General features: G+C 66.4%; 23 protein-coding genes. 12 read left to right on the forward strand and 11 right to left on the reverse strand.

The genetic code is table 11. The features are described from left to right. The first annotated feature begins 1 nt into the window (after nucleotide 1). The 11 genes from BM397_RS21145 (at nucleotide 2) to BM397_RS21195 (ending at nucleotide 13,443) form a co-directional block, all read left to right on the forward strand. Nucleotides 2-763 (forward strand): LamB/YcsF family protein, encoded by a 762-nt coding sequence (locus BM397_RS21145; RefSeq protein WP_092428219.1) that lies wholly within the window; start codon nucleotides 2-4, stop codon nucleotides 761-763. A gap of 105 nt (nucleotides 764-868) precedes the next feature. Then, nucleotides 869-1,774: a LysR family transcriptional regulator gene (locus tag BM397_RS21150; protein WP_092428221.1), complete on the forward strand. Its 906-nt coding sequence runs from the start codon at nucleotides 869-871 to the stop codon at nucleotides 1,772-1,774. Nucleotides 1,775-2,400: 626 nt separating this feature from the next. Continuing rightward, nucleotides 2,401-3,054, forward strand: coding sequence for a FadR/GntR family transcriptional regulator (locus BM397_RS21155; protein WP_218124906.1), 654 nt, complete (start codon nucleotides 2,401-2,403; stop codon nucleotides 3,052-3,054). Then, the gene (locus tag BM397_RS21160; protein WP_092428225.1) at nucleotides 3,051-4,232 is read left to right on the forward strand and encodes a PLP-dependent transferase; all 1,182 of its coding nucleotides are present in this window, start codon (nucleotides 3,051-3,053) and stop codon (nucleotides 4,230-4,232) included. Before BM397_RS21155 ends, BM397_RS21160 begins: the two co-directional genes overlap by 4 nt. A 72-nt stretch (nucleotides 4,233-4,304) precedes the next feature. Then, nucleotides 4,305-5,564, forward strand: a complete 1,260-nt coding sequence (locus BM397_RS21165) for an ABC transporter substrate-binding protein (RefSeq protein ID WP_092428227.1) — start codon at nucleotides 4,305-4,307, stop codon at nucleotides 5,562-5,564. Nucleotides 5,565-5,632: 68 nt separating this feature from the next. Next, nucleotides 5,633-6,562, forward strand: a complete 930-nt coding sequence (locus BM397_RS21170; RefSeq protein ID WP_092428229.1) for a carbohydrate ABC transporter permease — start codon at nucleotides 5,633-5,635, stop codon at nucleotides 6,560-6,562. 1 nt (nucleotide 6,563) lies between these two features. Beyond that, nucleotides 6,564-7,397, forward strand: coding sequence for a carbohydrate ABC transporter permease (locus tag BM397_RS21175; protein ID WP_092428231.1), 834 nt, complete (start codon nucleotides 6,564-6,566; stop codon nucleotides 7,395-7,397). 13 nt (nucleotides 7,398-7,410) lie between these two features. Then, on the forward strand, nucleotides 7,411-8,457 hold the full coding sequence (locus tag BM397_RS21180) for an ABC transporter ATP-binding protein (protein WP_245696167.1): 1,047 nt from the start codon (nucleotides 7,411-7,413) through the stop codon (nucleotides 8,455-8,457). A gap of 197 nt (nucleotides 8,458-8,654) precedes the next feature. Beyond that, on the forward strand, nucleotides 8,655-10,385 hold the full coding sequence (locus BM397_RS21185) for a sigma-54-dependent Fis family transcriptional regulator (RefSeq protein ID WP_092428235.1): 1,731 nt from the start codon (nucleotides 8,655-8,657) through the stop codon (nucleotides 10,383-10,385). 139 nt (nucleotides 10,386-10,524) lie between these two features. Next, nucleotides 10,525-12,324: an NAD(P)/FAD-dependent oxidoreductase gene (locus tag BM397_RS21190; RefSeq protein WP_092428237.1), complete on the forward strand. Its 1,800-nt coding sequence runs from the start codon at nucleotides 10,525-10,527 to the stop codon at nucleotides 12,322-12,324. A gap of 66 nt (nucleotides 12,325-12,390) precedes the next feature. Then, nucleotides 12,391-13,443 (forward strand): 2,3-butanediol dehydrogenase, encoded by a 1,053-nt coding sequence (locus tag BM397_RS21195; protein WP_092428239.1) that lies wholly within the window; start codon nucleotides 12,391-12,393, stop codon nucleotides 13,441-13,443. A 174-nt stretch (nucleotides 13,444-13,617) separates the two neighbouring features. Here BM397_RS21195 and BM397_RS21200 read toward each other — a convergent pair whose 3' ends face one another. The 5 genes from BM397_RS21200 to phnD are packed head-to-tail and all read right to left on the reverse strand — an operon-like array spanning nucleotide 13,618 to nucleotide 17,943. After that, nucleotides 13,618-14,553: an HAD-IIA family hydrolase gene (locus BM397_RS21200; protein ID WP_092428241.1), complete on the reverse strand. Its 936-nt coding sequence runs from the start codon at nucleotides 14,551-14,553 to the stop codon at nucleotides 13,618-13,620. Next, complete coding sequence (gene phnE / locus BM397_RS21205) at nucleotides 14,550-15,359, reverse strand: phosphonate ABC transporter, permease protein PhnE (RefSeq protein ID WP_092428243.1); 810 nt, start codon at nucleotides 15,357-15,359, stop codon at nucleotides 14,550-14,552. The genes BM397_RS21200 and phnE (BM397_RS21205) overlap by 4 nt, the downstream gene beginning before the upstream one ends. Beyond that, entirely contained in the window at nucleotides 15,356-16,150 is a 795-nt protein-coding gene (phnE, locus tag BM397_RS21210; protein WP_092428245.1) for a phosphonate ABC transporter, permease protein PhnE, read from the reverse strand. Before phnE (BM397_RS21210) ends, phnE (BM397_RS21205) begins: the two co-directional genes overlap by 4 nt. Continuing rightward, on the reverse strand, nucleotides 16,147-16,923 hold the full coding sequence (phnC, locus tag BM397_RS21215) for a phosphonate ABC transporter ATP-binding protein (RefSeq protein WP_092428247.1): 777 nt from the start codon (nucleotides 16,921-16,923) through the stop codon (nucleotides 16,147-16,149). The genes phnE (BM397_RS21210) and phnC overlap by 4 nt, the downstream gene beginning before the upstream one ends. A 54-nt stretch (nucleotides 16,924-16,977) precedes the next feature. Next, on the reverse strand, nucleotides 16,978-17,943 hold the full coding sequence (gene phnD / locus BM397_RS21220) for a phosphate/phosphite/phosphonate ABC transporter substrate-binding protein (protein ID WP_092428249.1): 966 nt from the start codon (nucleotides 17,941-17,943) through the stop codon (nucleotides 16,978-16,980). 189 nt (nucleotides 17,944-18,132) lie between these two features. Here phnD and BM397_RS21225 point away from each other — a divergent pair, with 189 nt between their 5' ends. After that, complete coding sequence (locus tag BM397_RS21225; RefSeq protein WP_245696162.1) at nucleotides 18,133-18,891, forward strand: DeoR/GlpR family DNA-binding transcription regulator; 759 nt, start codon at nucleotides 18,133-18,135, stop codon at nucleotides 18,889-18,891. Nucleotides 18,892-19,173: 282 nt separating this feature from the next. Here BM397_RS21225 and BM397_RS21230 read toward each other — a convergent pair whose 3' ends face one another. The 6 genes from BM397_RS21230 to BM397_RS21255 all read right to left on the reverse strand — a co-directional run bounded on the left by BM397_RS21230 (nucleotide 19,174) and on the right by BM397_RS21255 (nucleotide 25,625). Continuing rightward, nucleotides 19,174-21,108, reverse strand: coding sequence for a 3-hydroxyacyl-CoA dehydrogenase NAD-binding domain-containing protein (locus tag BM397_RS21230; RefSeq protein WP_092428253.1), 1,935 nt, complete (start codon nucleotides 21,106-21,108; stop codon nucleotides 19,174-19,176). 3 nt (nucleotides 21,109-21,111) lie between these two features. Further along, the gene (locus BM397_RS21235) at nucleotides 21,112-21,813 is read right to left on the reverse strand and encodes an ABC transporter ATP-binding protein (protein ID WP_092428255.1); all 702 of its coding nucleotides are present in this window, start codon (nucleotides 21,811-21,813) and stop codon (nucleotides 21,112-21,114) included. Next, nucleotides 21,800-22,585, reverse strand: coding sequence for an ABC transporter ATP-binding protein (locus BM397_RS21240; RefSeq protein ID WP_092428257.1), 786 nt, complete (start codon nucleotides 22,583-22,585; stop codon nucleotides 21,800-21,802). Before BM397_RS21240 ends, BM397_RS21235 begins: the two co-directional genes overlap by 14 nt. Beyond that, nucleotides 22,582-23,538 (reverse strand): branched-chain amino acid ABC transporter permease, encoded by a 957-nt coding sequence (locus BM397_RS21245; protein ID WP_092428259.1) that lies wholly within the window; start codon nucleotides 23,536-23,538, stop codon nucleotides 22,582-22,584. Before BM397_RS21245 ends, BM397_RS21240 begins: the two co-directional genes overlap by 4 nt. Beyond that, nucleotides 23,538-24,410, reverse strand: coding sequence for a branched-chain amino acid ABC transporter permease (locus BM397_RS21250; RefSeq protein ID WP_092428261.1), 873 nt, complete (start codon nucleotides 24,408-24,410; stop codon nucleotides 23,538-23,540). The genes BM397_RS21245 and BM397_RS21250 overlap by 1 nt, the downstream gene beginning before the upstream one ends. A 66-nt stretch (nucleotides 24,411-24,476) precedes the next feature. Then, nucleotides 24,477-25,625 (reverse strand): ABC transporter substrate-binding protein, encoded by a 1,149-nt coding sequence (locus tag BM397_RS21255; protein ID WP_425425968.1) that lies wholly within the window; start codon nucleotides 25,623-25,625, stop codon nucleotides 24,477-24,479. Nucleotides 25,626-25,674: the final 49 nt, after the last annotated feature.

A 25,674-nucleotide genomic window follows, 5' to 3' on the forward strand; every position in this document is an offset into this window, starting at 1 on the left:
CATGCGACAGATCGACGTGAACTCGGACCTCGGCGAAGGTTTCGGCCCCTACCGCATCGCCCCCGACGCCGAGCTGATGCCGCTCATCACCTCTGCCAACATCGCCTGCGGCGGCCATGCTGGAGACCCGGAGGTCATGTGCGAGACCATTGACCTCGCGGCGGAAAATTCCGTGCGTATCGGCGCCCATATCGGGTTTCCCGACCGCGCGGGGTTCGGGCGGCGTCCGATGCCGATGACGCACCGCGAGCTCGAGCTGATGACCGTCACGCAGCTCGGTGCCCTGCAGGGCGTGGCGCATCTGCGAGGCAGGACGCTAACCCACTTCAACTTCCATGGCGCACTGGGAAACCTCTCCTTCGCCGACGCGGATGTCGCGAAGACCCTCCTGCGGGCGGTCAAGGCCGTGGACCCTGCGCTGACCTTCATCGGCCTGCCCGACACCGAAGCAACCCGCGCCGCCGAGGCGCTCGGCCTGCCGGTCGTCCGCTCCTTCCTCGCCGATCGAGGCTACAGCGCCCCGGGCCGGCTGGCACCGCGCGGCATCGAAGGCGCGTTGATCCATGATCCCGAGGCGGTCCGCGAACGGGTCGCGGAGACGCTTGCAACCGGCATGCTGCGCCTCACCACCGGGGAAATGGTCCCGATCGAGGTCGACTCGGTGCTCGTGCACAGCGACACGCCGAGCGCGCTGGAGCTGGCCCATGCGATCCGCGCGGGCATTGCCGACAGCGGCTGCGGTATCGCCCCCTACGCAGCGTAGAGGCGCCGCGCCTCTCCGACTGGTCTCTTTAACTCATGTGGGCACGCGGCTTCTCATGCGCTATGAGAATGTATTCCACGGCAGACCTACCCGGACAGGCGCGGCATGATCACCTTCAAGCAACTCGAAGCCATCTACTGGATCGCCAATCTCGGCAGCTTCGCTGCCGCCGCCGACAAGCTCTGTACCACCCAGTCAGCGGTGTCGAAACGCGTGCAGGAGCTGGAGGCCCAGTTCCAGATCGAGATTTTCGACCGCTCGAGGCGCACCGCACGTCTGACCGACAAAGGCAATGAGATCCTTTCCTTCGCCAAGAAGCTGCTGAGTGATCGCGACCAGATGATCGAACGCGCCAGCTCGAATGAGGTCATGTTTCGCCGCCTTCGTCTGGGTGTCACCGAGCTCACCGCGATGACCTGGTTGCCCAAGCTGGTCAGTGTCATCCGATCGGAATTCCCGCGGGTCAGCATCGAGCCCGAAGTGGAACTGAGCGCCACCTTGTTCGAACGGTTGATCGAGGATTCCATCGACCTGATCATCGTGCCGGACGTCTTCGATGACAGCCGCTGCGTGCGCTTGCCGATCGCCCCGGTCGAGAATGCCTGGATGGTTGCCCCCAGCCTCTATCCGGGGGACATCCCTCTCAGGCAGGAGCAGATGGCAGATTTTACCCTACTCGTTCAGGGGAACCGGTCCGGCACTGGCATTATCTACAACCGCTGGCTCGAAGAGCAGAATTTTCATTCAAACAGAACGATGCAATGTGAAAGCCTCGTCGCGCAGATCGGCTTCACCGTGTCGGGGCTCGGAATTAGCTATCTGCCGGTTCCGGTGACGCAACCGCTGATAGATGCTGGCCATCTCAGACGCCTTCCCACCGAGGGCAGGCTTCCGCATGTGAAATATTCCGTCCTCTACAAGAGCGATAGAACCTCGGAGTTCCGGAAACACATTGCGGACCTTGCAAAGAAGAACTGCTACTACAGCAGCTTCTTTTCCCCGAAGCTGTAATCACGCCGCGTTGGCTTCACTTGGCACGACCGTTTCCGTCAAGCGCCTTGAACAAGGTGACCGCAACGCGTGGTCCGAGCCAAATGCGAATGCGTGGCGGGCCTTCGATCTACTGGTAAGAGGGTCTTCGCCGCCGGGATCTGATATCCTAGAGCGCCATCTTTCGTTGAGCATTTGCGCCTTTCTCAGTGAGCAGGCCACCTCGACCTTCTGAAGCTCGACCCGAACACCCGCATTGAGGCTCTCGCAATAGCCGTTTCCCAGGGTGCCCCCGGCTCGATGCAGGCGGTTTTCGCCCCCACCTGCTCGATCCGGTCGCGGCCCTTCCGTGCGATGAATTCCGGGCAGTAGCACGTCTGCAACAAGCGCAACCGACAGGTGATGGCCAGCCCGAGCTGCGCCGAGAGGATCGCCGTACAATGCTCGATCGCCCAACCAGGCGTTCCACAGGGTGCGTTTCGCGCGACCTCCCAGCCATCCGGACGGCCACCTTCGGGACTGCAAAAAGTGTTGCGCGACTCAAATTGGTCTGACCTATTACCAATATGAACGACACTCCTCCCTCTCCAGACGCCCCCGATGACGCGCTTTCCGCTCTTCCTCCCCTTGGGCGGAGCCGCCAGATCATGGACGCCTTGGCGCGCTACATCGCCCAGCAGAACCTCCAGCCCGGCGACCGGCTGCCGCCCGAGCGCGAGCTGACTGCCGCGCTAAAGGTCGGACGATCGAGCCTCCGCGAAGCGGTCAGCCAGCTCTCGGCGCTCGGCATTGTCGAGGCGCGGATCGGCTCGGGCACCTACCTGCTGCGGCAAATCTCGGCGGAGACGGTCTACATGCCGCTCAGCCTTTCGGCAGACGGGCTGGCCGAGGCGCTGCTGATGACGCTGGAGGTGCGGCGCGGCATCGAGATCGAGGCCTCCGTCGCCGCGGCGCGCCGCCGCACCGACGAGGACATCCAGCGCATGGAGGCGGCGCTCGACGAGATGGAGCGCACGCACCACCGAGAAGGCGGCAGCGGCAAGGCCGATTTCGCCTTTCACATGACGATCTACGACGCCGCGCACAATCCACTGTTCCGGCAGCTGCTGGAGCAGATGCACGACATCCTCGAACGGTTCTGGGACCGCCCCTTCGACCGACCCGATTTCGCCGCCCGCTCCTTCCCGTATCACCGCACCCTCTTCGACGCGATCTGCGCCGGAGACACCGCGGCGGCGGCGGAAGAAACACGCAAGATCCTCGACGTTGTCGAGGAGGACATCAGGAACATGCGCCCATGAACGACCATTACGAGGCCTCCCGGCTGATCGCCGCCCATGACAGCGACAGCATCCTCGACGCCGTCGTGCCGCCGATCGTGCAGACCTCACTCTTCACCTTCGACAGCTACGACGAGATGATCGCCGCCTACCGCGGCGAGATCACCCGGCCGATCTACAGCCGCGGCCTCAACCCCACCGTCCGCGCCTTCGAGGAAAAGCTGGCGCAGCTGGAGAAAGCCGAGGACGCGCTGGCCTTCGCCTCGGGCATGGCAGCGATCTCGGCCTCGGTTCTGAGCAATGTCGCCCCCGGCGACCGGGTGGTCGCGGTCCGCAACGTCTACCCCGATGCCTTCCGCCTGTTCGGCACCTACCTGCCGCGCATGGGCATCACCGTCGACTACGTCGACGGCACCGACCCACAGGCGGTCGAGGCGGCGCTGCCCGGGGCGAAGCTGCTCTACCTCGAAAGCCCGACGAGCTGGGTGATGGAGCCGCTCGACGTGGGCGTGCTGGCCGCCGCCGCGAAGCGCCACGGCGTCTTCTCGGTGATCGACAACAGCTGGGCGACGCCGGTCTTCCAGAACCCGATTGAGCTGGGCGTCGACCTGGTGGTGCACTCGGCGTCGAAATACATCGGCGGGCACAGCGACGTGGTGGCGGGCGTGATTGCCGGCTCCAAGGAAAATGTCGACCGGGTGCGGAGCGAGATCTACCCCTATCTCGGCGGGCGCATCGCCCCGATGGACGCCTGGCTGCTGCTGCGCGGGCTGCGCACGCTGCCGCTGCGCGTCGCGGCGCATCAGGACAGCGCGCTGGAGATCGCCCGACGCCTGGCTGCGCTCGACGTGGTCGAAACCGTCATGCACCCCGGCCTCGCGCCGCTGCCAGCGGGGCTACGCGGCACCACCGGGCTGTTCTCATTCATCTTCCGCGAAGGGATCGACCTGCGCCGCTTCTGCGATGCGCTCGAGCTGTTCAAGCTCGGCGTGAGCTGGGGCGGGCACGAGAGCCTCGTGGTCCCCGGAGACGTCGTTCTCGAACAGAAGGCCAGACCCAACTCGGCCCATGAATTCGGCATCTCCTCGCGCTCGGTCCGGCTGCATATCGGGCTCGAAGGCACCGAGGCGCTCTGGGGCGATCTGACAGCGGCGATTGCCGCCGCAGGGCAGCCGTCGGAGGTCAAGGCCGCGCAATAACCTGCGGCGGCGGCCCGGCCGGGCCGCGCCAATCCAACAAACCACCAACAGAAAATCAACAGGGAGACGACCATGAAGAAACTGCTCAGTGCCAGCGCCCTCGCGCTGCTGGCGGCAAGTGGTGCGGCGAGCGCCGAGACCACGCTGCGCCTCGTCGAGGTGATCACCAGCCCGGCCCGCACCGAGACGCTCAAGCAGATCGTCGCAGGCTTCGAGGAAGCGCACCCCGACACCAAGGTCGAGATCATCTCGCTGCCCTGGGGCGAAGCCTTCCAGAAGTTCGCCACCATGGTCTCGGCTGGCGATCTGCCCGACGTGGTCGAGATGCCCGACACCTGGCTGTCGCTCTACGCCAACAACGGCCTCCTGGAGAGCCTTGAGCCCTATCTCGCCGACTGGGACACCACCGCGGATCTGACCGACCGCGCGCTGGAACTCGGCCGCGACATCGACGACACCGCCTACATGCTGCCCTACGGCTTCTACCTGCGGGCGCTGTTCTACAACAAGGACCTGCTCAAGGAGGCAGGTGTCGAGGCACCGCCCACCACGCTCGAGGAATTCCGCGCTGCCTCCGAGGCGATTTCGGCGCTTCCCGGCAAGTCGGGCTACTGCATGCGGGGCGGTCCGGGCGGGCTGAACGGCTGGATGATGGCCGGTGCGACCATGGCGGGCGACAACGCCTTCTTCAACGAGGACGGCACCTCGACCATGGACAGTGAGGGCTGGGTCAAGGGCATCGAGTGGTACGTCGATCTCTACAAGGACGGCCTGGCACCGAAGGACAGCGTGAACTGGGGCTTCAACGAGATCGTCGCGGGCTTCTACTCCGGCACCTGCGCCTTCCTCGATCAGGACCCCGACGCGCTCATCGCCATCGCCGAACGTATGTCCGAGGACCAGTACGGCGTGATCCCGATGCCCAAGGGCCCGGACGGCAAGGCCTTCCCGACGATCGGCTACGCGGGCTGGTCGATGATGTCCGCCTCCGAAAACAAGGACCTCGCCTGGGAGCTGATCGCCCAGCTCGAGGGCCCCGAGGGCAACATCGCCTGGAACAAGAAGATCGGCGCGCTGCCGGTGCTGAAGTCCGCCGAGGAAGACGAGTTCTACGCCGCGCCCGCCTTCAAGGGCTGGTTTGACGCGCTGGCCGACGAGAACGTCGTGCCGACGGTCATGCCGACCTACCTGGAGGAGTTCGCCTACTTCAAGGACTCCATGGCGATCGCGTCCGGCCAGAAGGCCCTCCTGGGTGAGATCACCCCGCAGGAACTGGCCTCCGAGTGGGCTGCCTACCTGACCAAGGCGCAGCAAAAGCATCTCGCAAAGTAATGGGCCAAGTGACCTGAAAACGCGGGCCGGACGTGCGCGTCCGGCTCACCCCTTCCCCCGGAGGACCGATGACCGCCACGCCCATCCCTGCCACCTACCGGCGTCCGCTGCGCCAGCGCCTCGCCGTGACGCTCGAGCCCTGGCTCTACTGCGCGCCGGTGCTGATCCTGATCACCGCCGTGATGCTGGTGCCGCTGATCCTCGGCATCTCCTACGCTTTCCGGGACATCCAGCTTCTCAATCCCTTCTCCGGCGGCTTCGTCGGCCTCGAGCACTTCAAGACGCTCGGCCAGGACGATGCCTTCCTGCGTGCGCTGCGCAACACCCTGTGGTGGACCGGCGCCAGCGTCTTCTTCCAGCTCGCCTTTGGCTTGATCCTCGCACTGCTGCTCAACGTGCCGTTCGCCGGGCGCGGGTTGGCGCAATCGCTGGTGTTCCTGCCCTGGGCCGTGCCGACCTTCCTTGCGGGCCTCAACTGGGCCTGGCTCTTCAACCCGGTGATCGGGCCGATCCCGCACTGGCTGTTCGCGCTGGGGCTGATGGACGAGCCCTCGAACATCCTCGCCGATCCGAGCATCGCCATGTGGGGCCCGATCCTTGCCGCAACATGGTGGGGCATTCCGTTCTTCGCCATCACGCTGCTGGCCGCGCTGCAGTCGATTCCCAAGGATCTCTACGAGGCCGCCTCGATCGACGGTGCCTCGCCGATCCAGCGCTTCTTCTCGATCACCCTGCCTTACCTTGCACCGGTGATCGCCATCACCGTGCTGCTGCGCACGGTCTGGGTCGCCAACTTCGCCGACCTGATCATCGTGATGACCAACGGCGGCCCCGCCGACCGCACCCAGACCGTGGCCAGCTACATCTTCACCCAGGCCTTCAAGCGGCTCGACTTCGGCTATGCCTCGGCGGTCGCACTGGTGCTGCTGGCGCTTCTTCTGGCCTATTCCATGGTCATTCTCGTCTTCCGCCAGAAGCTCTCGAACAGGGACAAGTGACATGACCGCGACCCGTCTTTTCGGCACGCTGGCGCATCGCGCGGCCATCCTGTGCTTCATCGCCTTCGCGCTCTTCCCGCTCTACTGGCTGCTCAAGGTCTCGGTGACCCCGAACGACCTGCTCTACTCCGAAGGCGTGCGCATGTGGCCTTCGCGCACAACGCTGGATCACTTCCGCTTCGTGCTGGCCAACAGCGAGTTCCCGCGCTTCTTCGCCAACAGCCTGATCGTCTCGGGCTCCACCGCGCTCGTCTCGACCGTGCTCGCAGCGCTGATGGGCTATGCGCTGTCGCGCTTTCAGTTCCGCGGCAAGCTCTGGCTGGCAGCTCTGCTGCTGATCACCCAGATGTTCCCGCTGGTCATGCTGGTGGCGCCGATCTTCAAGATCCTCTCGCCGCTCGGGCTGACCAACAGCCTGACCGGGCTTGTCATCGTCTACACCGCCTTCAACGTGCCCTTCGCCTCCTTCCTGATGCAGGGCTTCTTCGACGGCATCCCCTCGGACCTCGAGCAGGCCGCGATGATCGACGGTGCCGACCGCTTTACCGCCTTCCGCCACATCATCCTGCCGCTGGCGCTGCCGGGGGTCGCGGCGACACTGGGCTTCGTCTTCACCGCCGCCTGGTCCGAGATGATCTTTGCGCTGATGCTGATCTCGGGCAGCGAAAAGGCCACATTCCCCGTCGGACTGCTGACCTTCGTGTCGAAGTTCTCGGTCGACTACGGGCAGATGATGGCCGCCGGCGTGCTGGCGCTGATCCCCGCCTGCCTCTTCTTCCTGCTCATCCAACGCTACCTGGTGCAAGGCATGACCGCCGGCGCCGTGAAAGGATAACCCCATGGCCACGATGGAAATCCGCTCCGCGAGCAAGAACTACGGCACGATCCGCGTGCTCGACGACATCAACCTCGAGATCGGCGACGGCGAGTTCATCGTGCTGGTCGGCCCCTCCGGCTGCGGCAAGTCCACGCTCCTGCGGATGATCGCCGGGCTCGAGGAGATCACCGGCGGCGAGATCCGTATCGACGACAAAGTGATGAACGCCCTGCCCCCCAAGGCCCGCGACATCGCCATGGTGTTCCAGAGCTACGCGCTCTACCCGCACATGAGCGTCGCCGACAACATGAGCTACTCTCTGCGACTGCGGAAGACCGACAAGCCGACGATCGCCGAGAAGGTTCGCGCCGCCTCGTCCAAGCTCGGACTCGACGCGCTGCTCGAACGCAAGCCCAAGGCGCTCTCGGGCGGCCAACGCCAGCGCGTCGCCATGGGCCGGGCAATCGTGCGCCAGCCCAAGGCGTTCCTGTTCGACGAGCCGCTGTCGAACCTCGACGCCCGCCTGCGCGAGCAGATGCGCGCCGAGATCCGCAAGCTGCACCGCGAGCTGGGCGCCACCTCGATCTACGTCACCCACGACCAGGTCGAGGCTATGACGCTAGCCGACCGCATCGTCGCCATGCACGGCGGCCACATCCAGCAGGTCGGCACCCCGCTAGACCTCTACGACCGCCCCGCCAACCTCTTCGTCGCGGGGTTCATCGGCTCGCCCGGAATGAACTTCCTCAAGGGCAATATCGCCGACCGCCAGCTGCACCTGCACGACGGCCGCAGCGTCGCCCTGCCCGAGACGATGCCCGCGACCATGGGGGATGCGACGCTTGGCATCCGGCCCGAGCACGTGGTGCTGTCGCCCGCGGGCTCCGACGGCCTCGAAGCTGCGGTGGAGCTGGTCGAGCCGACGGGCCACGGTATCATTCTGCACCTGACGCTGGCGGGGGAGGTGTTCAAGGTCCTCACCCATGACCGTGTCTGGCTCGAACCCGGACCGACGGTCTGTGTCTCCTTCCCCGAAGAGGCACTGCATCTGTTCAACGCCGAGGGTGTCCGGGTCTGATGCCGGACACAGCGGTGCGACCAGAGGGCTGGATGCACCGCGCAGTCTGGGGGTTCGGACGTCGGTGAGCGGCTCTTGACCCACCTTGGTCCTCCCCCTCCCGGGGCAGAAAGCCGCCCGGCGCTCGAGCCAACGAAAGTCTGACCTCTCCCGCAACGCGCCCCGTGCTACTCTCGGCACCGAGGAGAGGGGGAGCGATGCGCGACCATAAACATGTCGAGGAGATCGAGCAGGTCTTGGGAGGCTCTCAGACCGGGCGGGACGGGTTCGTTTCAGCCTCTTGGCGGAGGTGCGTCGAGCTTTACGGCATGGATCCCATGCGCCGCGACCCCGCTTACATCGTGACCGAGAGCGAACTTCGCGACCATCGCAAGCAGGCGGAATGGATGATCGGGGCCGCGCGGTCCAGCCTGCAGAGCCTGTTCCGGCAGGTCGCGGGGCAGAACTACGTGCTGCTGCTCACCGATGCCAAGGGCGTCTGCGTCGATTTCTTCGGCGATGATCTCTTCGTCGACGATCTGCGGGCAGCCGGGCTCTACCTTGGCTCGAACTGGTCCGAAAGCCTTGCCGGCACCTGTGGTGTCGGCGCCTGCATCGTCACGCAAGAACCGGTGACGGTCCATCAGGACGACCATTTCGGCAATGCCCACACCACGCTCAGCTGCACCGCCGCGCCGATCTTCGACAGTCTCGGCGGGCTCGCGGCGGTGCTTGACATCTCCTTGCTACGCTCGCCGACCCCCAAGCGCAGCCAGAACCTTGCCATGAGCCTCGTGACCAATGCCGCGCGGCGCGTGGAGATGGCGAATCTGATGGCCGAAAGTCGCCGCGATTGGGTGCTGCGCCTGTCGGCCAGCCCGGAATTCCTCGACGTCGATCCCGAGGCTGCCGTTCGCCTTGATGGCGGCGGTCGCGTACTCGGTTACACGCGGGCCGCTCGGCGACTGTTCCCAGACGGCGGCGAGGTGATCGGGCGGCGCATCGACGAGGTGCTGGGGCTGAGCGTCGACGATCTGCCCGACCTGATGCGCGACCGTCCCACAGAAGAGCGGATCATCGAGATGCGTGACGGCGGTGCGCTCTTCGGCCATGCCATCGCGCCGCAGGCGCCGCGCACCGCACCGCGCAGCAGCCGCCGCGGCGGCCCTCTCGCGGGGCTTGCCGGAGAAGACCCGGCGATGGCGCAACTGCTGGCGCAGGCGGCAAAGCTGGCCCGCACCTCGGTGCCCTTGCTGATCACCGGTGCCACCGGCACCGGCAAGACCAAGCTGGCCCATGCGATCCACATGGTCGGCACTGCCAATGGCTTCCTGTCTCTCGACTGCGCCGGACTGTCGCCCGACGTACTGCGAGAGGCCACCGCAGCGCTGCCCGGCCCCACCACCCTCGTGCTGCGCCGCATCGAGGACTTGCCCGGAGGCACTGCGCCGACGCTGACCGCCGTTCTGGATGGTGGCCCGTGCCTGCGCCCGATCGTGACAACCTGCGCCGACCCCGCCGCTCTTGCGTTGCCCGGCCCGCTGTTCCACCGGCTGGCCGGCGCGACCCTGCGGCTGCCGTCGCTGCGCCAGCGCCGCGATCTCGGCTGGCTGCTCGACCGCGTGTTGCATCGGCGCGCGCCCGAGGACATGCGGCTGTCGCCCTCCGCTCGTGCGGCGCTGCTCGGTCGCTCGTGGCCCGGCAACCTGCGAGAACTGGAGCAGGTGCTCGACGTGGCCATTGCGCTCTGTGACGGGCGGGTGATTGACCTGCCCGACCTGCCCGCGCCGGTCGACAGCACGCCCGAACCTCCGGATGCCGAGGAGCAGCTTGAGCAGGTGATGGAAGCCTGCGGCTGGAATATGGCCCGCGCCGCGCGCCGCCTCGGCGTCAATCGCTCTACGGTCCTGCGGCGCCTGCGCAAAGCCGGTCTCCAGGCGCCAAGCTGAGCTGTTGCGCGCCGTTGCGCACGCAACATGCCGCAGCGCGGCGCCCGGTTTTCGCGCAGTCCGAGGCAACCTGCCGTAGAACGCGGCGCCAGCCTCCCGCGATACTCCTCGCAGAACAACGCGCAGAGGAGGAGACGCGATGCTCGATTCAACCACCGTGAGCCGCACGCAGGAGGTGCTCGACCGGCTCAACGCCGCCCTGGAGGAGGGCGACGTCGCCGCGGCAGCGGCCCTGTTTGCTACCGACAGCTACTGGCGCGATCTGATCTCGGTCAGCTGGAACCTCAAGACGGTGGAGGGCCCGGCGGGGGTCGCCGACATGCTCGGCCAGCAGCTCACGCAGACCCGTCCCGGCAATTTCCAAATTCAGCCGGGCGAGGTGCCTTCCGAGGACGGCGGCGTGATCACCGCGTGGATCACCTTCGAGACGGCTGCCGGACGCGGCTGGGGCTTGATGAGATTGAAGGATGACCGGATCTGGACGTTTCTCACCGCGCTGCAGGAACTCAAAGGCTTCGAGGAGAACCGCGGCACGCGCCGCCCGATGGGCGCCGAGCATGGCGCGCAGAAGAACCGCACCAGTTGGAAGGAGCGGCGCGAGGCGGAGGAGGCCTCGCTCGGCTACGACACACAGCCCTATACGGTGATCGTCGGCGGCGGTCAGGGCGGCATCGCGCTTGGCGCGCGGCTGCGGCAACTCGGCGTGCCGACCATCGTTCTCGACAAGCACGACCGTCCGGGCGACCAGTGGCGCAGCCGGTACAAGTCGCTCTGCCTGCACGATCCGATCTGGTACGACCACCTGCCCTACATCAAGTTCCCCGACAACTGGCCGGTGTTCACCCCCAAGGACAAGGTCGGCGACTGGCTAGAGATGTACACCAAGGTCATGGAGATCCCCTACTGGACCCGCACCACGGTCGAGAGGGCAAGCTTCGACGAGGCCTCGGGGACCTGGACAGTGGAGGTCAATCGCGACGGCGAGAAAGTGGTGCTGAAGCCGACGCAACTGGTGCTCGCCACCGGCATGTCGGGCAAGCCGAACCTGCCACAGTTTCCCGGGATGGACAGCTTCAAAGGTACGATTCAGCACTCTTCGCAGCATGACGGTCCGGATGCCTGGAGCGGCAAGAAGGTGGTCGTGGTGGGCTCGAACAACTCCGCCCATGACATCTGCGCGGCGCTCTGGGAAGCGGATGCCGATGTGACGATGGTTCAGCGTTCGTCGACGCATATCGTGCGCTCGGACACGCTAATGGAGATCGGGCTCGGCGCGCTCTACTCAGAGGAGGCACTGGCGAACGGCGTGACCACCGAAAAGGCCGACATGATCTTCGCCTCGCTGCCCTACAAGATCATGCACGAGTTCCAGATCCCGCTCTACGACCAGATGCGCGAACGGGACGCCGAGTTCTACGCCGGGCTGGAGAAGGCCGGCTTCGATCTCGACTGGGGCGACGACGGCTCGGGGCTGTTCATGAAGTACCTGCGTCGCGGCTCGGGTTACTACATCGACGTCGGTGCCAGCCAGTTGATCATCGACGGTGAGGTGAAGCTGGTGAAGGGCCAGGTCGACCACTTCGACGAGACCGCGGTTGTGCTGTCGGATGGCACGCGGCTTGATGCCGATCTGGTGGTCATGGCCACCGGGTACGGCTCGATGAACGGCTGGGCGGCGGACCTCATCAGCCAGGAGGTCGCCGACAAAGTGGGCAAAGTCTGGGGCCTTGGGTCCGACACCACCAAGGATCCCGGCCCCTGGGAGGGCGAGCAGCGCAACATGTGGAAGCCGACGCAACAGCAGAACCTTTGGTTCCACGGCGGCAACCTGCACCAGTCGCGTCACTACTCTCTCTATCTCGCGCTGCAGCTGAAGGCCCGGATGGAGGGCTTGGACACCCCCGTCTACGGCCTGCAGGAAGTGCATCACCTGGCGTGATGCATTTCGCGCCCGGCTCCCTCCCGGGCCGGGCGCATACTCTTTTCAAGACTTGGAGAAAGACACATGAAAGCAGCACGTTGGTACGGCGTGAAGGATATCCGCGTCGAGGATGTGGCTGAGCCCGCCCCGGGCCCCGGCGAGGTGAAGGTCAAGGTCGCCTGGACCGGCATCTGCGGCAGTGACCTGCACGAGTACCTCGCCGGCCCGATCTTCGTACCGGTGGGTGAGGACCATCCGCTCAGCCACGATCAGGCGCCGATCACCATGGGCCATGAGTTTTGCGGCGTGGTGACCGAACTGGGCGATGGCGTGACCGGGCTGGCTCCGGGTGATCGTGTCGCCATCGAGCCGATCTTTGCCTGTGGTAGTTGCCCGGCGTGCCTAGAGGGGAAGTACAATCTGTGCGACCAGTTGGGCTTCGTCGGCCTCTCCGGTGGGCATGGCGGGTTCGCCGCCCATTCGGTTGTCCCCGCGCGCATGGTGCACAAGATGCCCGACGCGCTGTCGATGGAGCAGGGCGCGCTGGTTGAGCCCGCCGCCGTGGCGCTGCACGCGGTGCGGCTGTCGAAGATCAAGGCGGGTGACATGGCAGCGGTCTTTGGCGCCGGACCGATCGGCCTGCTGGTGGTCGAGGCGCTGCGCGTTGCCGGGGCCGCGCAGATTCACGTGGTGGAACCCTCCGAGGTGCGTCGGCAGAAGGCGCTGGAGCTTGGCGCGACCAGTGCGATCGACCCGATGTCCGAAGACGCGGTCGCGGCGATCCGCGCGGCCACCGGCGGCGTGCACGTCGCCTTTGAGGTCACCGGCGTGCCGCAGGTGCTGCCGCAATGTATCGATGCCACACGACACGAGGGACAGACGCTGATCGTGTCGATCTGGGAGGGCGAGGCGTCGTTCCATCCCAACACGGCGGTGCTAAAGGAGCGCCAACTGCAGGGCACCATCGCCTATCGCAACGTCTATCCCGCGGTGATGGAGCTGATGACACAGGGCTATTTCAGCGCCGACAAGCTGGTGACAAAGCGTATCTCCATAGACGCCATCGTCGCCGAAGGGTTCGAGGCACTCGTCGCCGAGAAATCGCACGTCAAGATTCTCGTCGAAGCGCCGGACTGACCCTTGGCGCAGGTCATGCGGTTTGGTCACGAGCTGCGTCCTCCGCGGCACCCGAAGACCCTGCGCGGATGGCGGGAAAGGATGCCGAACTCAGTGGCAGTTTTGCTGACCGGCACCTTTCCGTTCTGAATGCTTTTGGTGGAAGCGGGCGCGACGTGCGCGAGGGCCCTGAGCTCAGGCACGGCACCTCGCGGCCCCGATGCTTGCGATGACGAAATCCGGAACGATGCCCGACCGCCGGATCGCCTCTGCCGGGTCGAGCCCGAGGAGCGCACCGTGCCCTGTGACCAGCGACGTCGCAAAACCCATCTGGCGACCGCCGAGAATGTCGGTGTGCAGGGTGTCCCCGACCATCAGCACTCGCCCGGGCGCAATCTGCGGCGCGATTTGACTTAGGGCGAGCGTGTATATCTCCGCGAAAGGCTTGCCGAGAAAGACCGGCGCAATCCCGACCGCATCGGCGAGGCGATGTGCGAAATGCCCGGGCTCGAGCGACAGGCCGGTCTCGCGCGGGGCGACGATGTCGGGATTCCCGACCACGACCGGGCGCGGATGCGCGCGCAGCGCGGCCTCCAGCATGCTCTGGCGCGTCTCGGTCCATCCATCCGTGCCGATCAGCAGGAAACCCTGTGCCTCCGCGTAGGCCGCGGGATCGTCACCGAGGAAGATCAGGTCGATATTTTCGAATTCCTCCATGCCATTATCCGGGCTCAGCATCGCCCCCCATCGCAGGCGCGGCGCGCGCGCCAGATGCGCCAGGAGCGCTTCGCGGCTGGTCACCACCTCTTCGGGCGCGAAGTCAAAGCCGAGCCGCGCGTAGCGCTGCATCATCACCCGCTTGGGATAGGCGGCCGAATTGGACACCACAGCCACCGCCTTGCCCGCCGCCCGGAGCGCAGCGATGGCCTCCGCCGCGCCCGGGATCGGGGATTCACCCACGTTCAGCACCCCGTATGCATCGAGCAGAACGAGATCGAAGGGCCCGGCGATCTCGGCCAGGCTCTCCGCCGATTGCCAACCTGCCTCGAATTCCGCCGCCGGAAGGCGGGACCGCACGCCGAGATAGGCCTCGAAGGCGGTCGCCGCCGCCCTGTCGCGCGCCCCGCTCACAGGATGCGGCGACGCAGGAAGGCCGAGACGATCTCGCCCAAAACGACGAGCGCCAGGATGGCGAGCAGGACGGTCGCGGCCTCGGGCCAGTTGAACGTGTCGATGGCGCCTTGCAGGATGATCCCGATGCCGCCCGCACCGACAAGTCCCAGCACCGTCGACTCGCGCAGGTTGATGTCCCAGCGCAGGATCGCCACGGCCCAGAAAGTCGGCATGACCTGCGGCACGATGGCATAGGCGATGACCTTGAAGCGCGAGGCGCCCGTCGCTTCCAGCGCCTCGACCGGACGGGTGTCGATTTCTTCGATCGCCTCGCCCAGCAGCTTGCCGATGAAACCGATGGACCTGAACATGATCGCCACGACGCCGGCGACGATGCCGGGGCCGAAGATCGCCACGAAGAGCAGCGCCCAGATGATCGTGTTGACTGACCGCGAGCTGACGAGGATCAGCCTCCCGAGCCAGAGCGTGCCACGGTTGGGCGTGGTGTTCTGTGCCGCGATATAGGCAACCGGCAGCGAGACGATCACCGCCAGCGCGGTGGCGAAGGTGGCAATGTTCACGGTCTCCCACAGCACGCGAAGGATGCTGCCGAGATTGCTGGCGTCGGGCGGATACATGCGCCCGAAGAGGTCGGCCATCTGGCTCGGTGAATCCCAGACCCAGGCCCAGATGATCTCGATCGAGCCAAGCGCCCAGAAGACCGCCAGGGCGCAGACCGCGAAGACACCGAAGCGCCGGGCCTTCTCCTTCGGCGTATGGCGCGACCAGTCCTCGCGCCCGAACTGCTCGGAGATGCTGCTCATGCGATGCGCTTCCTGATCTGGCCGCTGATCGCCTCGGAGACGAGGATCACGCCGACGATGACGATGGTGATGGCGAGCGCGAAATCATAGTCGTAGCGCCCGAAGGCATTGGCCAGCGTCGCGCCGATGCCGCCCGCGCCGACGATGCCGACCACCGCCGAGGCCCGCAGGTTGGAGTCGAGTTGATAGATGGTCAGCCCGATTTGCCGGGGCATGATCTGGGGAAAGATCGCGTAGACCAGCGTCGAGAGGTAGGGCGCTCCGGCGGCGCGCATCGCCTCCACCTGGCCGAAGTCGATCTCCTCGATCCGTTCGGCCAGCATCTTGGCGACGAAGCCGATGGAATAGACCACCAGCGTCAGCACGCCGGCGAAGGGTCCGAAGCCGACCGCCTTGACGAAGATGATCGCGACGATGACCGGATGGAAGCTGCGGGCGATGATGATGATCGCCCGGCCGAGGTAAAAGATTGGCAGCGGCGCGACATTGCGCGCGGCCATGAAGGCGATGGGGATCGACAGGGCGACGCCGCCGACGGTGGCGAGGATGGCGATCTTCAGGCTCTCCAGGAAGCCGTCTATCAGCAGGCCGCTGCGCTCGAAGCTCGGAGGAAAGGCCCCGCCGAAGATGCGCCCGGCCCGCTCGATCCCCTGCGCGACCCGCGCCCAGTCAATCGGCATGGTCGCTGCGACCCAGCCGAAATAGGCCAGAGCACCAAGATACACGGCCCAGCGAAGCAGCGGGTTGGCGATGACGGGCGGCTTGCGCCAGGTGTCGGGGTGCTGGCTCATGACGCCTCCCGCAGGTCGCCACCGCGGTCGGCATGGGGGCTGCCGGAATAGATCCGTTCCATCGCCTCCTCGTCGAGAGCGCCAGGCAGGTCGTCGAAGATGATCCGTCCGAAGCGCATGCCGACGATGCGGTCGGTGTATTTCTTGGCCTCGGTCACGTTGTGGATATTGATGAGCACCGGCAGCTTCAGCTCACCGGCGAGATCGCGCAGCAGCCCCATGATCTGCTCGGAAGTCTTGGGATCGAGCGAGGCGGTGGGCTCGTCGGCGAGCAGAATCTCTGGGTCCTGCATCAGCGCCCGGACCACGCCGACCCTCTGGCGCTCGCCGCCCGACAGCTGGTCGGCGCGGGTGTTGGCGTATTGCGCGATGCCGACGCGCTCCATCAGCTCGTAGGCGCGGCGGATGTCTTCCTTGGGGTAGCGTCGCATGATCGCGGCCCAGGTCGAGATGTATCCCAGCCGCCCGGACTGCACGTTCTCCATCACGGTCAGCCGGTCGACGAGGTTGAACCCCTGGAAGACCATGCCGATCTTGCGCCGCGCGGCGCGCAGCTGGCGGCCCCTTAGGTTGGTGAGCTCGGTGCCGTTCAGCACGATGCTGCCCGAGGTCGGCTCGACCAGGCGGTTGATGCAGCGCAGCAGGGTGGATTTCCCGGCCCCCGAGGAGCCGATGATCGACACCACGCTTTCCCCCTCGATGGTCAGGTCGAGGTTCTTCAGCACCGGTGCGCCGCTGCCGTAGCTTTTGACCAGGTCGGTGATCTTCAACATGTGGAGACTCCATGCCGGAGCCGGGCACGAGACCCCGGCTCCGGTCTTGTAAGGTCACTCTGCAGCAAGGCCGGCCGGTGTGTACTCGACGCCGTTCGCCTTTTGGATCTGGCGGATGACCTTCCACTGATCCTTGTAGGTGATCGGAATGAACTTGCTGACCCCGCTGAACTCCTCGCCAAGCGCGGTGCCGGCAAAGTCGAAGCTGAAGAAGGCCTGCTCGATCTTCTCCTTCAGCTCGGGCGTCAGATCATGGGCATAGGCATAGGAGGTCGTCGGGAAGGGATCGCTCTCCCAGACGATGCGCACCTCGGCGGGATCGTAGAGCCCGCGCTCGGCCATGCGATCGACCACTTCCGAGGCGACGGGCGCGGCGTCGTAGTCGCCAGCGACAACCCCAAGCATTGATTGGTCATGGCTGCCCGAATAGACCACCTCGTAATCCGTGTCGGGCACCACGCCCAGGTCGGGGAACAGCGCGCGCGGCGCCAGATTGCCCGAATTCGAGGTCGGCGAGGTATGCGCGATGCGCTTGCCGGCAAGATCGGGCACCTCCTTGATGTCGCTGTCGGCCTGAGTGTAGATCTGCAGCTTGTAGCCGAACTGCCCGTCGTCGGCTCCCATGATGGCGAAGGGCACCGCCCCAGCAAGGTTCACCGCGAAAGGCGTCGGCCCGGTCGAGAAGCCGGCAATGTGCAGGCGACCCGAACGCATCGCCTCGACCTCGGCCGAGTTGGACTGCACCGCGAAGAATTGCACGTCCTTGCCGGTGACCTCTTCGAGATGGGCGATGAACGGCTCCCAGATGTCCTCGTAGATGGCCGGATCCTCGACCGGCGTATAGGCAAAGACCAGGGTGCCGGGATCCTTCAGATCGCCCGCATCCGCGGGCGCGTCGGCGACCAGGTCACCGTCGGAGTCGGTGTACTGGCTGTCGAGCGCCGCGGTTTCTTCCTGAGCAAATGCCGCACCGGCCGACAGGGCCAGCGACACGAGCAGACTCGTGGTGTGCCTAAGCATGGTGATGTCCTCCTCCCAAAGGGCATTATGTGCGTCTGGCCCCTGTGTCCTCCGGCCAGTCCAGCGGGATCACATCACCTTTATGTTGGAAGTGCAATAAATCTGTCGTATTTATCTGCGATATTCAAACTTCCGGATACAACAGGCGGAGCGCGATCAGGGGTGGAGCAGCCGAGCACACAACATCGCATGAAGAAGCGCGAGCGGCACGAGCAGATCCTGCTCCAGCTCAAGCTCCGGCCCCATGTCCGGGTTGCCGAGCTCGCGACGCTGTTCGGCGTGACCACCGAAACCGTGCGCCGTGACATGGGCGATCTGGAACGCCAGGGCTTGCTGGAGCGCGCCCATGGCGGAGCCTCTGCCACCCATCCCGGCGCGCATCGCGATCTGGACGAACGCCGACAGGAACGTGTCGTGGAGCGCGAACGCCTGGCCGGTCTCGCCGCGTCGCTGGTGCGCGACGGCGACACGGTCATGATCGACGCGGGCTCGACGACCATGGTCTTCGCCCGGCTGCTTGCCTTTGCAGAGACCCGCGTCACCGCGATCACCAACAGCCTGCAGATCGGCATGATCCTCGGCCAGAGCGCCAGCGCGCGCGTGATCCTTGCGCCGGGAAACTACCTGCCGCAGGAAGCCGCCGTCGTCGGCATCGACACCTGTGACTACCTTGCCCGCTACCAGGTGGACGCCTGTTTCCTCGGCGCGGCGGGCCTCAGCGAGGCTGGGGTGACCGAGGCCGTCGAAGGTTTTGCCGCCGTCAAACGCGCGATGATGCGGCAGTCGGCAGCCTGCCGTTTCCTCATCGACGCGAGCAAGTTCGGGCTCACGCAGCTGGACGTCGTGGCGCAATTTGAAGAGATGGATACGCTGGTCAGCGACCGGGCTCCGGACCCCGCGCTTGCGGCGTGTCTTGCCGAGAGCGGGGTCCGTACTTTCGCGCCCTAGGCGCGATGTCCTGCCTTGAACCTCCGGCTTCACTTGCCCCGGCGCACCAATCCAAGATGGGAGGTTCAGCAGGGGGCAGGACGGGTTCCCTCAAAGAGGACATGATAAAACCGAGATAGCGGGACCTGTCGCGCGAGCGCCCATTTGCCCATCGGTAGCGACCTCCCTCAGCGCAACCTCGAATGGTGCAACTTGGACCGCTTGGGGTGGCTCACGCGCTCACCTCACCCCTCAAGCCGCGAAGGAGCCTCCCTCCAAGGAGGCACCATTGCGGAGCCTGTGCTACGACGCAGCGACCGCGAACATCGGTCCACCTTTCCAACGTGGAAATCCGTACCCGTGGACCTCCACGAGGTCGATGTCCTGCGGCGCCTGCGCGATGCCCTCGTCGAGGATCGCCTGGCCTTCCGCCGCCATTGCGCCGACAAGCCGCTCGGCGATCTCGCTACGCGGGAGGTCGAGCGATCCGGAGATGCGCTCGCCGAGCAACTCCGAAACCGCGGCGGAGGGCTGCGGTGTCCGATCACCCTCGGCGTAGTCGTACCAGCCGCCTGCCGTCTTCTGACCCTTGCGCCCGGCCCGCACGAGGACGTCACCCAGCGTCTCGGCCACCTCCCGCCCCGCCGCCCGCGCGCCTTCGCGCTGCAGGAAGGCAATGTCCAGACCGCCCAGATCCTGCGCCTCGAAGGGCCCCATGCGGAAACCGTAGTCACGCATCGCCGCGTCGATCTCGGAGATCGCCACGCCCTGCAAGACCAGCCCCTCGGCCTCGGCGCGGTAGCGCTTGAGGATGCGGTTGCCGATGAAGCCCTCGCAGATGCCCGCCTGCACCGGCATCTTGTTCAACGCGCGCCCGAGCGCGAAGCCAGTGGCCAGCACGTCCGGCGCAGTGTCCGGTGTCGGCACGATCTCGAGCAGCTTCATGATATGTGCAGGGCTGAAGAAGTGCAGCCCGATGAAACGCTCGGGGTTCGGCAGACCCTCGGCGATGGCACGTGGATCGAGGTACGACGTATTGGTCGCCAGCAACGCATCACTCCGGCAGACGCGGCCCAGTTCGGCGAAGACCGCGCGCTTCACGCCGATCTCCTCGAACACCGCCTCGATCACCAGGTCGACCTGCGCCAATTCGGCATAGTCGCTGCTGCCGCGCACGCCTGCCATGCGCTCGGCGCGGCCCTCTTCGGAGATCTTGCCACGCTTGACCGCGCCGTCGAAGATCTTGCCGACGTTGTCGAGACCCCGCGCCACCGCCTCGGCATCGCGCTCGATGAGGATGATCTCCATGCCGGCCTCGCGGCAGGCACCGGCGATGCCCGCGCCCATGGTGCCGCCGCCAATGACGCCGACGCTCTTGAAGGGACGCGGCTCGATGCCCTTGAGCGCCGCCGGTTTCGGCGCGGCGCGCTCGGCGAAGAACACATGGCGCAACGCCGCGGCCTCGTCCGAGCCGCGCAGGTCCAGGAAGGTCTCGCGCTCATGCGCCATGGCCTCGGAGAAACCGTGCTCTGTGGCAAAGCAGATGCTGTCCAGCGCGCGCAGCGGGGCTTGATGTCCGGCCTTGGAGGCGGTCTTGCGGGCCCCCTGCCAGAACTCTTCGGGCATCTGCTCCAGCGGGCGTTTTGACACCGGCATCGGCAGATCCGCCCCCAGCGCCTTGCGGGCAAAGGCAACGGCACCGCTCTCGAGATCGCCGCTGACCACGGCATCCAAGAGTCCCGCCTTCTGCGCCTTGGCGGCGGAGAGGGGCCGGCCGCTGGTCACCAGCTCGACCGCTGCCTCGACACCCGCAAGCCGCGGCGTGCGCACCGTGCCGGAGGCGCCGGGGATGACGCCAAGCGTGACTTCCGGCAGGCCGACCCGGGCGCTCTCCACCGCGACGCGGAAGCGGCATCCCATGGCGATCTCGAAGCCACCACCGAGCGCCGCGCCATGGATCGCCGCGACCCATGGCTTTTCCGCCGCCTCGATCCGGTCCACCACGTCGGGCAAGTGCGGCTCGACCGGCGGCTTGCCGAACTCGCGCACGTCCGCCCCGGCGAGGAAGGTCCGCCCGGCGCAGATCAGCACCGCGGCCCGCAGCCCGGGGTCGGCGTCGATCTGCCCCACCATCTCGAAGAGCTCCTTTCGGACAGCCTCGGAGATCGCGTTCACCGGCGGGTTGTCGAGGGTGACGACGGCGATCTCGCCGTCGCGGCGGACAGTCAGGAGTGTCATGGTTCAGAGTCCCAGATAGGCTTCACGGATGCGCGGGTCGGCGATGAGATCGGGCGCGGCACCGGTCATGGTGATCCGCCCGGTTTCCATCACGTAGCCGCGGTCGGCGATCTTGAGCGCACCATAGGCGTTCTGCTCGACCAGCAGCACCGTCACGTCGCGCTCCTTGAGCGATTTCACCACCTCGAAGATCTGCGCCACCAGCAGCGGCGCCAGACCCATCGAGGGCTCGTCGAGCAGCAGGCAATGCGGCCGGCCCATCAGCGCGCGGGCGATGGCCAGCATCTGCTGCTGCCCGCCCGAGAGCCCGCCCGCCGCGAGATTGCGCTTTTCCTTGAGGATCGGGAACATGGCGAAGGCGTCGGCCATGTCGCGATCCACCCGTTCATCGGTGAACAGGAAGGCTCCGAGGCGCAGGTTCTCCTCGACCGTGAGATTGGTGAAGATCTGCCGCCCCTCGGGCGATTGCGCCAGCCCCCGCTTCAGCCGCTTGTGGGCGGGCACGGTGGCGAAGCTCTCGCCGCGGAAGACGATGCTGCCGTCGCTCACCGGCTGGGTGCCCGAAAGGCACTTCAGCAGCGTCGTCTTGCCGGCGCCATTGGCGCCCACAACGGTCACGATCTCGCCCGAGCTGACCTCGAGGTCGAGCCCGTGCAGCACCTCGATGCGCCCGTAGCGCGAGCGCAGCCCCTCAACCGTCAGCATGGGCAGGCTCCTCCTCTTCGGTGCCGAGATAGGCGGCGATCACCGCCGGGTCGCGCGAGACGGTGGCAGGATCGCCCTCGGCAATCTTCTCGCCATGGTCCAGCACGACGATGTGGTTCGAGATCCGCATCACCAGCTTCATGTCGTGCTCGACCAGCAGGATGGCGATGCCCGAGGCGGCAAGCTCGGCGATCAGGTGGTCGATCTCCTCGGTCTCGACGGCGTTGCAGCCTGCCGCCGGCTCATCCAGCAGCAGGATCTTGGGGTTCAGCGCCAGCGCGCGGGCGATTTCCAGCCGCTTCAGCGCGCCGTAGCTGAGGTTGCCCGCCACCTGCTCGGCGGCCTTGTCGAGCCGCACGCGCTCCAGCAGCCTGCGCGCCCCTTCTCGAGCCTCCGCAGCCCGGCGGCGCATCCCCGGCAGCGACAGCAGGTCGGCCCAGACCGAGCCGCGCTCTGAGAGATGATAGCCCGCCAGCACGTTGTCGAGCACCGTCATCTCCTGAAAGATCTGCAGGTTCTGGAAGGTGCGCGACAGACCCATCTCGGCCAGCCGGTTGGGGGCCACCCCCGTCACCTCGGTGCCGCTCAGCGAGACCGAGCCGCGCCCGGGTTGGTAGACGCCCGAGATCATGTTGAAGAGCGTGGTCTTGCCGGCGCCATTCGGCCCGATGACCGAGACGATCTCGCCCGGCGAGACCTTGAAGCTCACGTCGTTGACCGCCTTCAGCCCGCCGAAGCTGATGCCGAGGCCCTGTACGTCCAGAAGGCTCATTCGTCCCTCCCCTTCAGGCGCCGCGCGATCGAGGGCAAGAGCCCCTGCGGCAGGAAGATCATCACCAGCACCATCACGAGACCCAGCACCAGCTGCTCGTATTCGGCGAAGACCGTCAGCACCTGCGGCAGCAGCGTCAGGATTGCCGCGCCGAAGGTCGCGCCCAGCACCGAACCGACACCGCCAAGCACCGCCATGGTGACCATCTCGACCGAATGCATGAAGCCCGCCACATCCGGCGTGATATAGCCGTTCTGCAAGGCCAGCAGCGAGCCCGCGACCGAGGCGTAGACCGCCGAGATCACGAAGGCGCGCAGCTTCTGGCGCGGCACGTCGACGCCGACGGTGGAGGCCGCGACTTCCGAGCCGTGCAGCGCCCGCATGGCGCGCCCCGAAGGGCTGTCGAAGAGGTTGAGCGCCAGCCAGGCCCCGACCAGCAGCACCACGCCGCAGATCATGTACCAGAACTCGCCGCCCGAAAGCCGCCAGCCCATGTCGCGCAGCAACCCGCGCAGGCCGAGGTCGGCGACGTTCATCCCGTCGGGCCCCCCAGTCAGCGCGCGCTCGTTGGTCAGCACCATCGACACGAGGATGCCGAAGCCCAGAGTCGCCACTGCAAGGTAGTAGCCCTTGAGCCGCAGGATCGGCTTGCCGATCAGCGCCGCCATGACGCCCGAGACCACGGCGCCGAGCAGCACCGCCAGCGCCGGGTGCAGCCCGAGGTGCTCGGGCGCCAGCGCGCAGGCATAGGCGCCGATCCCGGCAAAGCCCGCGTGCCCGAGGCTGATCTGCCCGGCATAGCCGATCAGGATCACCAGTCCGACCACCGACAGCGCGTTGACGAAGATCAGCGCGCCGACGCGGTAGTAGTAGCCCGAGGGGAAGAACAGCGGCAGCAGCGCGATGAGCAGCGCCAGCACGCCGAGCGAAATCCATTTGTTGCGTCCGGTCATCACACGCGCTCCGTCGATTTGCTGCCGAAGAGGCCCTGCGGCATGACGAAGAGCACGGCGAGGATGACGATGAAGGCCACCGCCTCCTTGTATTGCGAGCTGAGATAGCCCGCGGTCAGCGCCTCGAAGCAGCCAAGCAGCAGCCCGCCCACCAGCGCGCCCTTGGGGTTGCCCATGCCGCCGAGCATGGCGGCGGCAAAGCCCTTCAGCGCCAGCGCGACGCCGACGTCATAGCCGACCAGCGTGATCGGGGTGACCAGCACGCCGGCGAAGGCGCCGATGGCCGCCGAAAGCCCGAACGACAGGGTCATAACCCAGCCGGTATTGATCCCGACCAGCTGCGCCGCGACGCGGTTGTTGGCCGTGGCAAGCACCGCCTTGCCGGTCAGGGTGCGGGTGAAGAAGATCCAGAGGCCCACGAAGACCGCCAGCGCGCCGCCGATCACCCACAGGCTCTGCGGCAGGATCGTCGCGCCCAGCACGTGGATCGGATCGTCGCCCGAGAAGGACGGGAAGCGGTGCAGCTGCTTGTCGAAGATCAGCTGCGTCGCGCCGCGGATCACGATCGAGGCGCCGATGGTGATGATGATCAGCGAGACCACGGGCGCGCCGCGCGCCGGCTCGATGGCCAGCTTGTTCAGCGCCACGCCGATGGCCGATGTCACGAGGATCGCGACAACGGCGGCGAGCGGCAGCGGCAGCCCGGCCTGATAGGTGAAGACGGTGATCATCCCGCCCAGCATGACGAATTCGCCCTGGGCGAAGTTCACCACGTCGGAGGCGTTGTAGATGATGGTGAATCCCAGCGCCACGAGCGCGTAGACGGCGCCCACGGTCAGACCGGAGAACAGGAATTGCAGCAGGGCGTCCATTGGGGCTCCCAGAGCTTAGCGGTTTGGGGATGCGGCTCCGGGCACGGGGCCCGGAGCCGGAGGGGGTTACTCGACGGGCAGCCAGTCGCCGTCCTTGATCTCCAGCATCCGGAAGGCGCTGAGATCGAGGCCGAGGTGATCCTCGGGCGAGAAGCTGTAGGTGCCGGTGGTGCCGACCAGGCCGCTGGTCTCTTCCAGTGCGTCGCGGATCGCCTGCGGATCCTCGCTGTCACCGGCGCGGGTGATGGCGTCGACGATCAGCGCGAAGGCGTCATGCGCGTAGCCGCCGAAGGTCGAGACGTCCTGATCGTACTTGGCCTTGTAGGCCTCGGTGTAGGAGGTCACCACCTCGTATTGTGCGTCGTCCTCGGCCAGCTTGTCGGCGATCAAAAGGGCAGTGCCCGGCAGGCGCAGCCCCTCGGCGGCCTCGGCCCCGGCGAGATCGATGAAGGCGTCCGAGGCGACCCCGTGGCTCTGGTAGAGCGGGATCTCGAAGCCGAGCTGCGCGACGTTGCGGGTGACGATCGCCGGGCCCTGGCCGAAGCCCGGGTTCAGCACCGCCTGCACACCGTCGGTGTTGCGGATGCGGGTCAGCTGCGGGGTCATGTCGGCGTCCTGCGGGCCGTAGGTCTCGTCGGCGAGGATCTCGATGCCGTGATCGCCCGCGACCTCCTTGCACTGCGCCTGCATCGAGGCGCCAAACCCGTCGGTACCCGAGATCATGCCGATCTTGGTGATGCCCTGCGCCTGCATGTCGGTGAAGATCTTCTCGCAGGCCATGCGGTCGGTGTGCGGGGTCTTGAAGACGAACTCGCGCACCGGGTCAATGATCGAGATCGCGCCGGCCAGCGAGATGAAGGGAATGCCCTCGTCCTCTGCCACCGACAGGATCGACATGGTGGTGCCCGTGGTCGAGCCGCCGAGGATCGCCACGACCTCGTCATCCTCGACGAGGCGGGTGGCGAAGGTGCGCGCCTTGTTGGGATCGCCGCCGTCGTCGTAGAGCGTCAGCGCGATCTCCTCGCCGTTGATGCCGCCCTCTTCGTTCAGCTGCTCGACCAGCATCTCGATGGTCTTGGCCTCGGGGTCGCCGAGGAAGGCCGCCGGGCCGGTGGCCGAAACGCTGACGCCGAGGCGGATCTCGGCCTGCGCGGCGCCGGTCAGGGCGCCGAGCGCGGCCAGGGTGGCAAGCGCGGTGGTGGTCTTGGACATCATGGTAACTCCTCCCAGATTGGTGTCCGTCTTGTATCGGGTGCCGGGCGCC

It is taken from the genome of Alloyangia pacifica (assembly GCF_900116195.1).
In the GTDB taxonomy this organism is placed as follows: domain Bacteria; phylum Pseudomonadota; class Alphaproteobacteria; order Rhodobacterales; family Rhodobacteraceae; genus Salipiger; species Salipiger pacificus.

Excerpts from the sequence above, each read along its gene's own strand:
- BM397_RS21165 (WP_092428227.1), top strand. The coding sequence starts at position 4,305 with ATGAAGAAACTGCTCAGTGCCAGCGCCCTCGCGCTGCTGGCGGCAAGT.
- BM397_RS21145 (WP_092428219.1), top strand. The coding sequence starts at position 2 with ATGCGACAGATCGACGTGAACTCGGACCTCGGCGAAGGTTTCGGCCCC.
- BM397_RS21150 (WP_092428221.1), top strand. The coding sequence starts at position 869 with ATGATCACCTTCAAGCAACTCGAAGCCATCTACTGGATCGCCAATCTC.
- phnE (WP_092428243.1), bottom strand. The coding sequence starts at position 15,359 with ATGAGCAGCATCTCCGAGCAGTTCGGGCGCGAGGACTGGTCGCGCCAT.
- BM397_RS21250 (WP_092428261.1), bottom strand. The coding sequence starts at position 24,410 with ATGGACGCCCTGCTGCAATTCCTGTTCTCCGGTCTGACCGTGGGCGCC.
- phnC (WP_092428247.1), bottom strand. The coding sequence starts at position 16,923 with ATGTTGAAGATCACCGACCTGGTCAAAAGCTACGGCAGCGGCGCACCG.
- BM397_RS21240 (WP_092428257.1), bottom strand. The coding sequence starts at position 22,585 with ATGAGCCTTCTGGACGTACAGGGCCTCGGCATCAGCTTCGGCGGGCTG.
- BM397_RS21170 (WP_092428229.1), top strand. The coding sequence starts at position 5,633 with ATGACCGCCACGCCCATCCCTGCCACCTACCGGCGTCCGCTGCGCCAG.
- BM397_RS21185 (WP_092428235.1), top strand. The coding sequence starts at position 8,655 with ATGCGCGACCATAAACATGTCGAGGAGATCGAGCAGGTCTTGGGAGGC.
- BM397_RS21235 (WP_092428255.1), bottom strand. The coding sequence starts at position 21,813 with ATGCTGACGGTTGAGGGGCTGCGCTCGCGCTACGGGCGCATCGAGGTG.
- BM397_RS21190 (WP_092428237.1), top strand. The coding sequence starts at position 10,525 with ATGCTCGATTCAACCACCGTGAGCCGCACGCAGGAGGTGCTCGACCGG.
- BM397_RS21180 (WP_245696167.1), top strand. The coding sequence starts at position 7,411 with ATGGAAATCCGCTCCGCGAGCAAGAACTACGGCACGATCCGCGTGCTC.
- BM397_RS21175 (WP_092428231.1), top strand. The coding sequence starts at position 6,564 with ATGACCGCGACCCGTCTTTTCGGCACGCTGGCGCATCGCGCGGCCATC.
- BM397_RS21225 (WP_245696162.1), top strand. The coding sequence starts at position 18,133 with ATGAAGAAGCGCGAGCGGCACGAGCAGATCCTGCTCCAGCTCAAGCTC.
- BM397_RS21195 (WP_092428239.1), top strand. The coding sequence starts at position 12,391 with ATGAAAGCAGCACGTTGGTACGGCGTGAAGGATATCCGCGTCGAGGAT.
- BM397_RS21255 (WP_425425968.1), bottom strand. The coding sequence starts at position 25,625 with ATGATGTCCAAGACCACCACCGCGCTTGCCACCCTGGCCGCGCTCGGC.
- phnE (WP_092428245.1), bottom strand. The coding sequence starts at position 16,150 with ATGAGCCAGCACCCCGACACCTGGCGCAAGCCGCCCGTCATCGCCAAC.
- BM397_RS21230 (WP_092428253.1), bottom strand. The coding sequence starts at position 21,108 with ATGACACTCCTGACTGTCCGCCGCGACGGCGAGATCGCCGTCGTCACC.
- BM397_RS21160 (WP_092428225.1), top strand. The coding sequence starts at position 3,051 with ATGAACGACCATTACGAGGCCTCCCGGCTGATCGCCGCCCATGACAGC.
- BM397_RS21245 (WP_092428259.1), bottom strand. The coding sequence starts at position 23,538 with ATGACCGGACGCAACAAATGGATTTCGCTCGGCGTGCTGGCGCTGCTC.
- BM397_RS21155 (WP_218124906.1), top strand. The coding sequence starts at position 2,401 with ATGGACGCCTTGGCGCGCTACATCGCCCAGCAGAACCTCCAGCCCGGC.
- phnD (WP_092428249.1), bottom strand. The coding sequence starts at position 17,943 with ATGCTTAGGCACACCACGAGTCTGCTCGTGTCGCTGGCCCTGTCGGCC.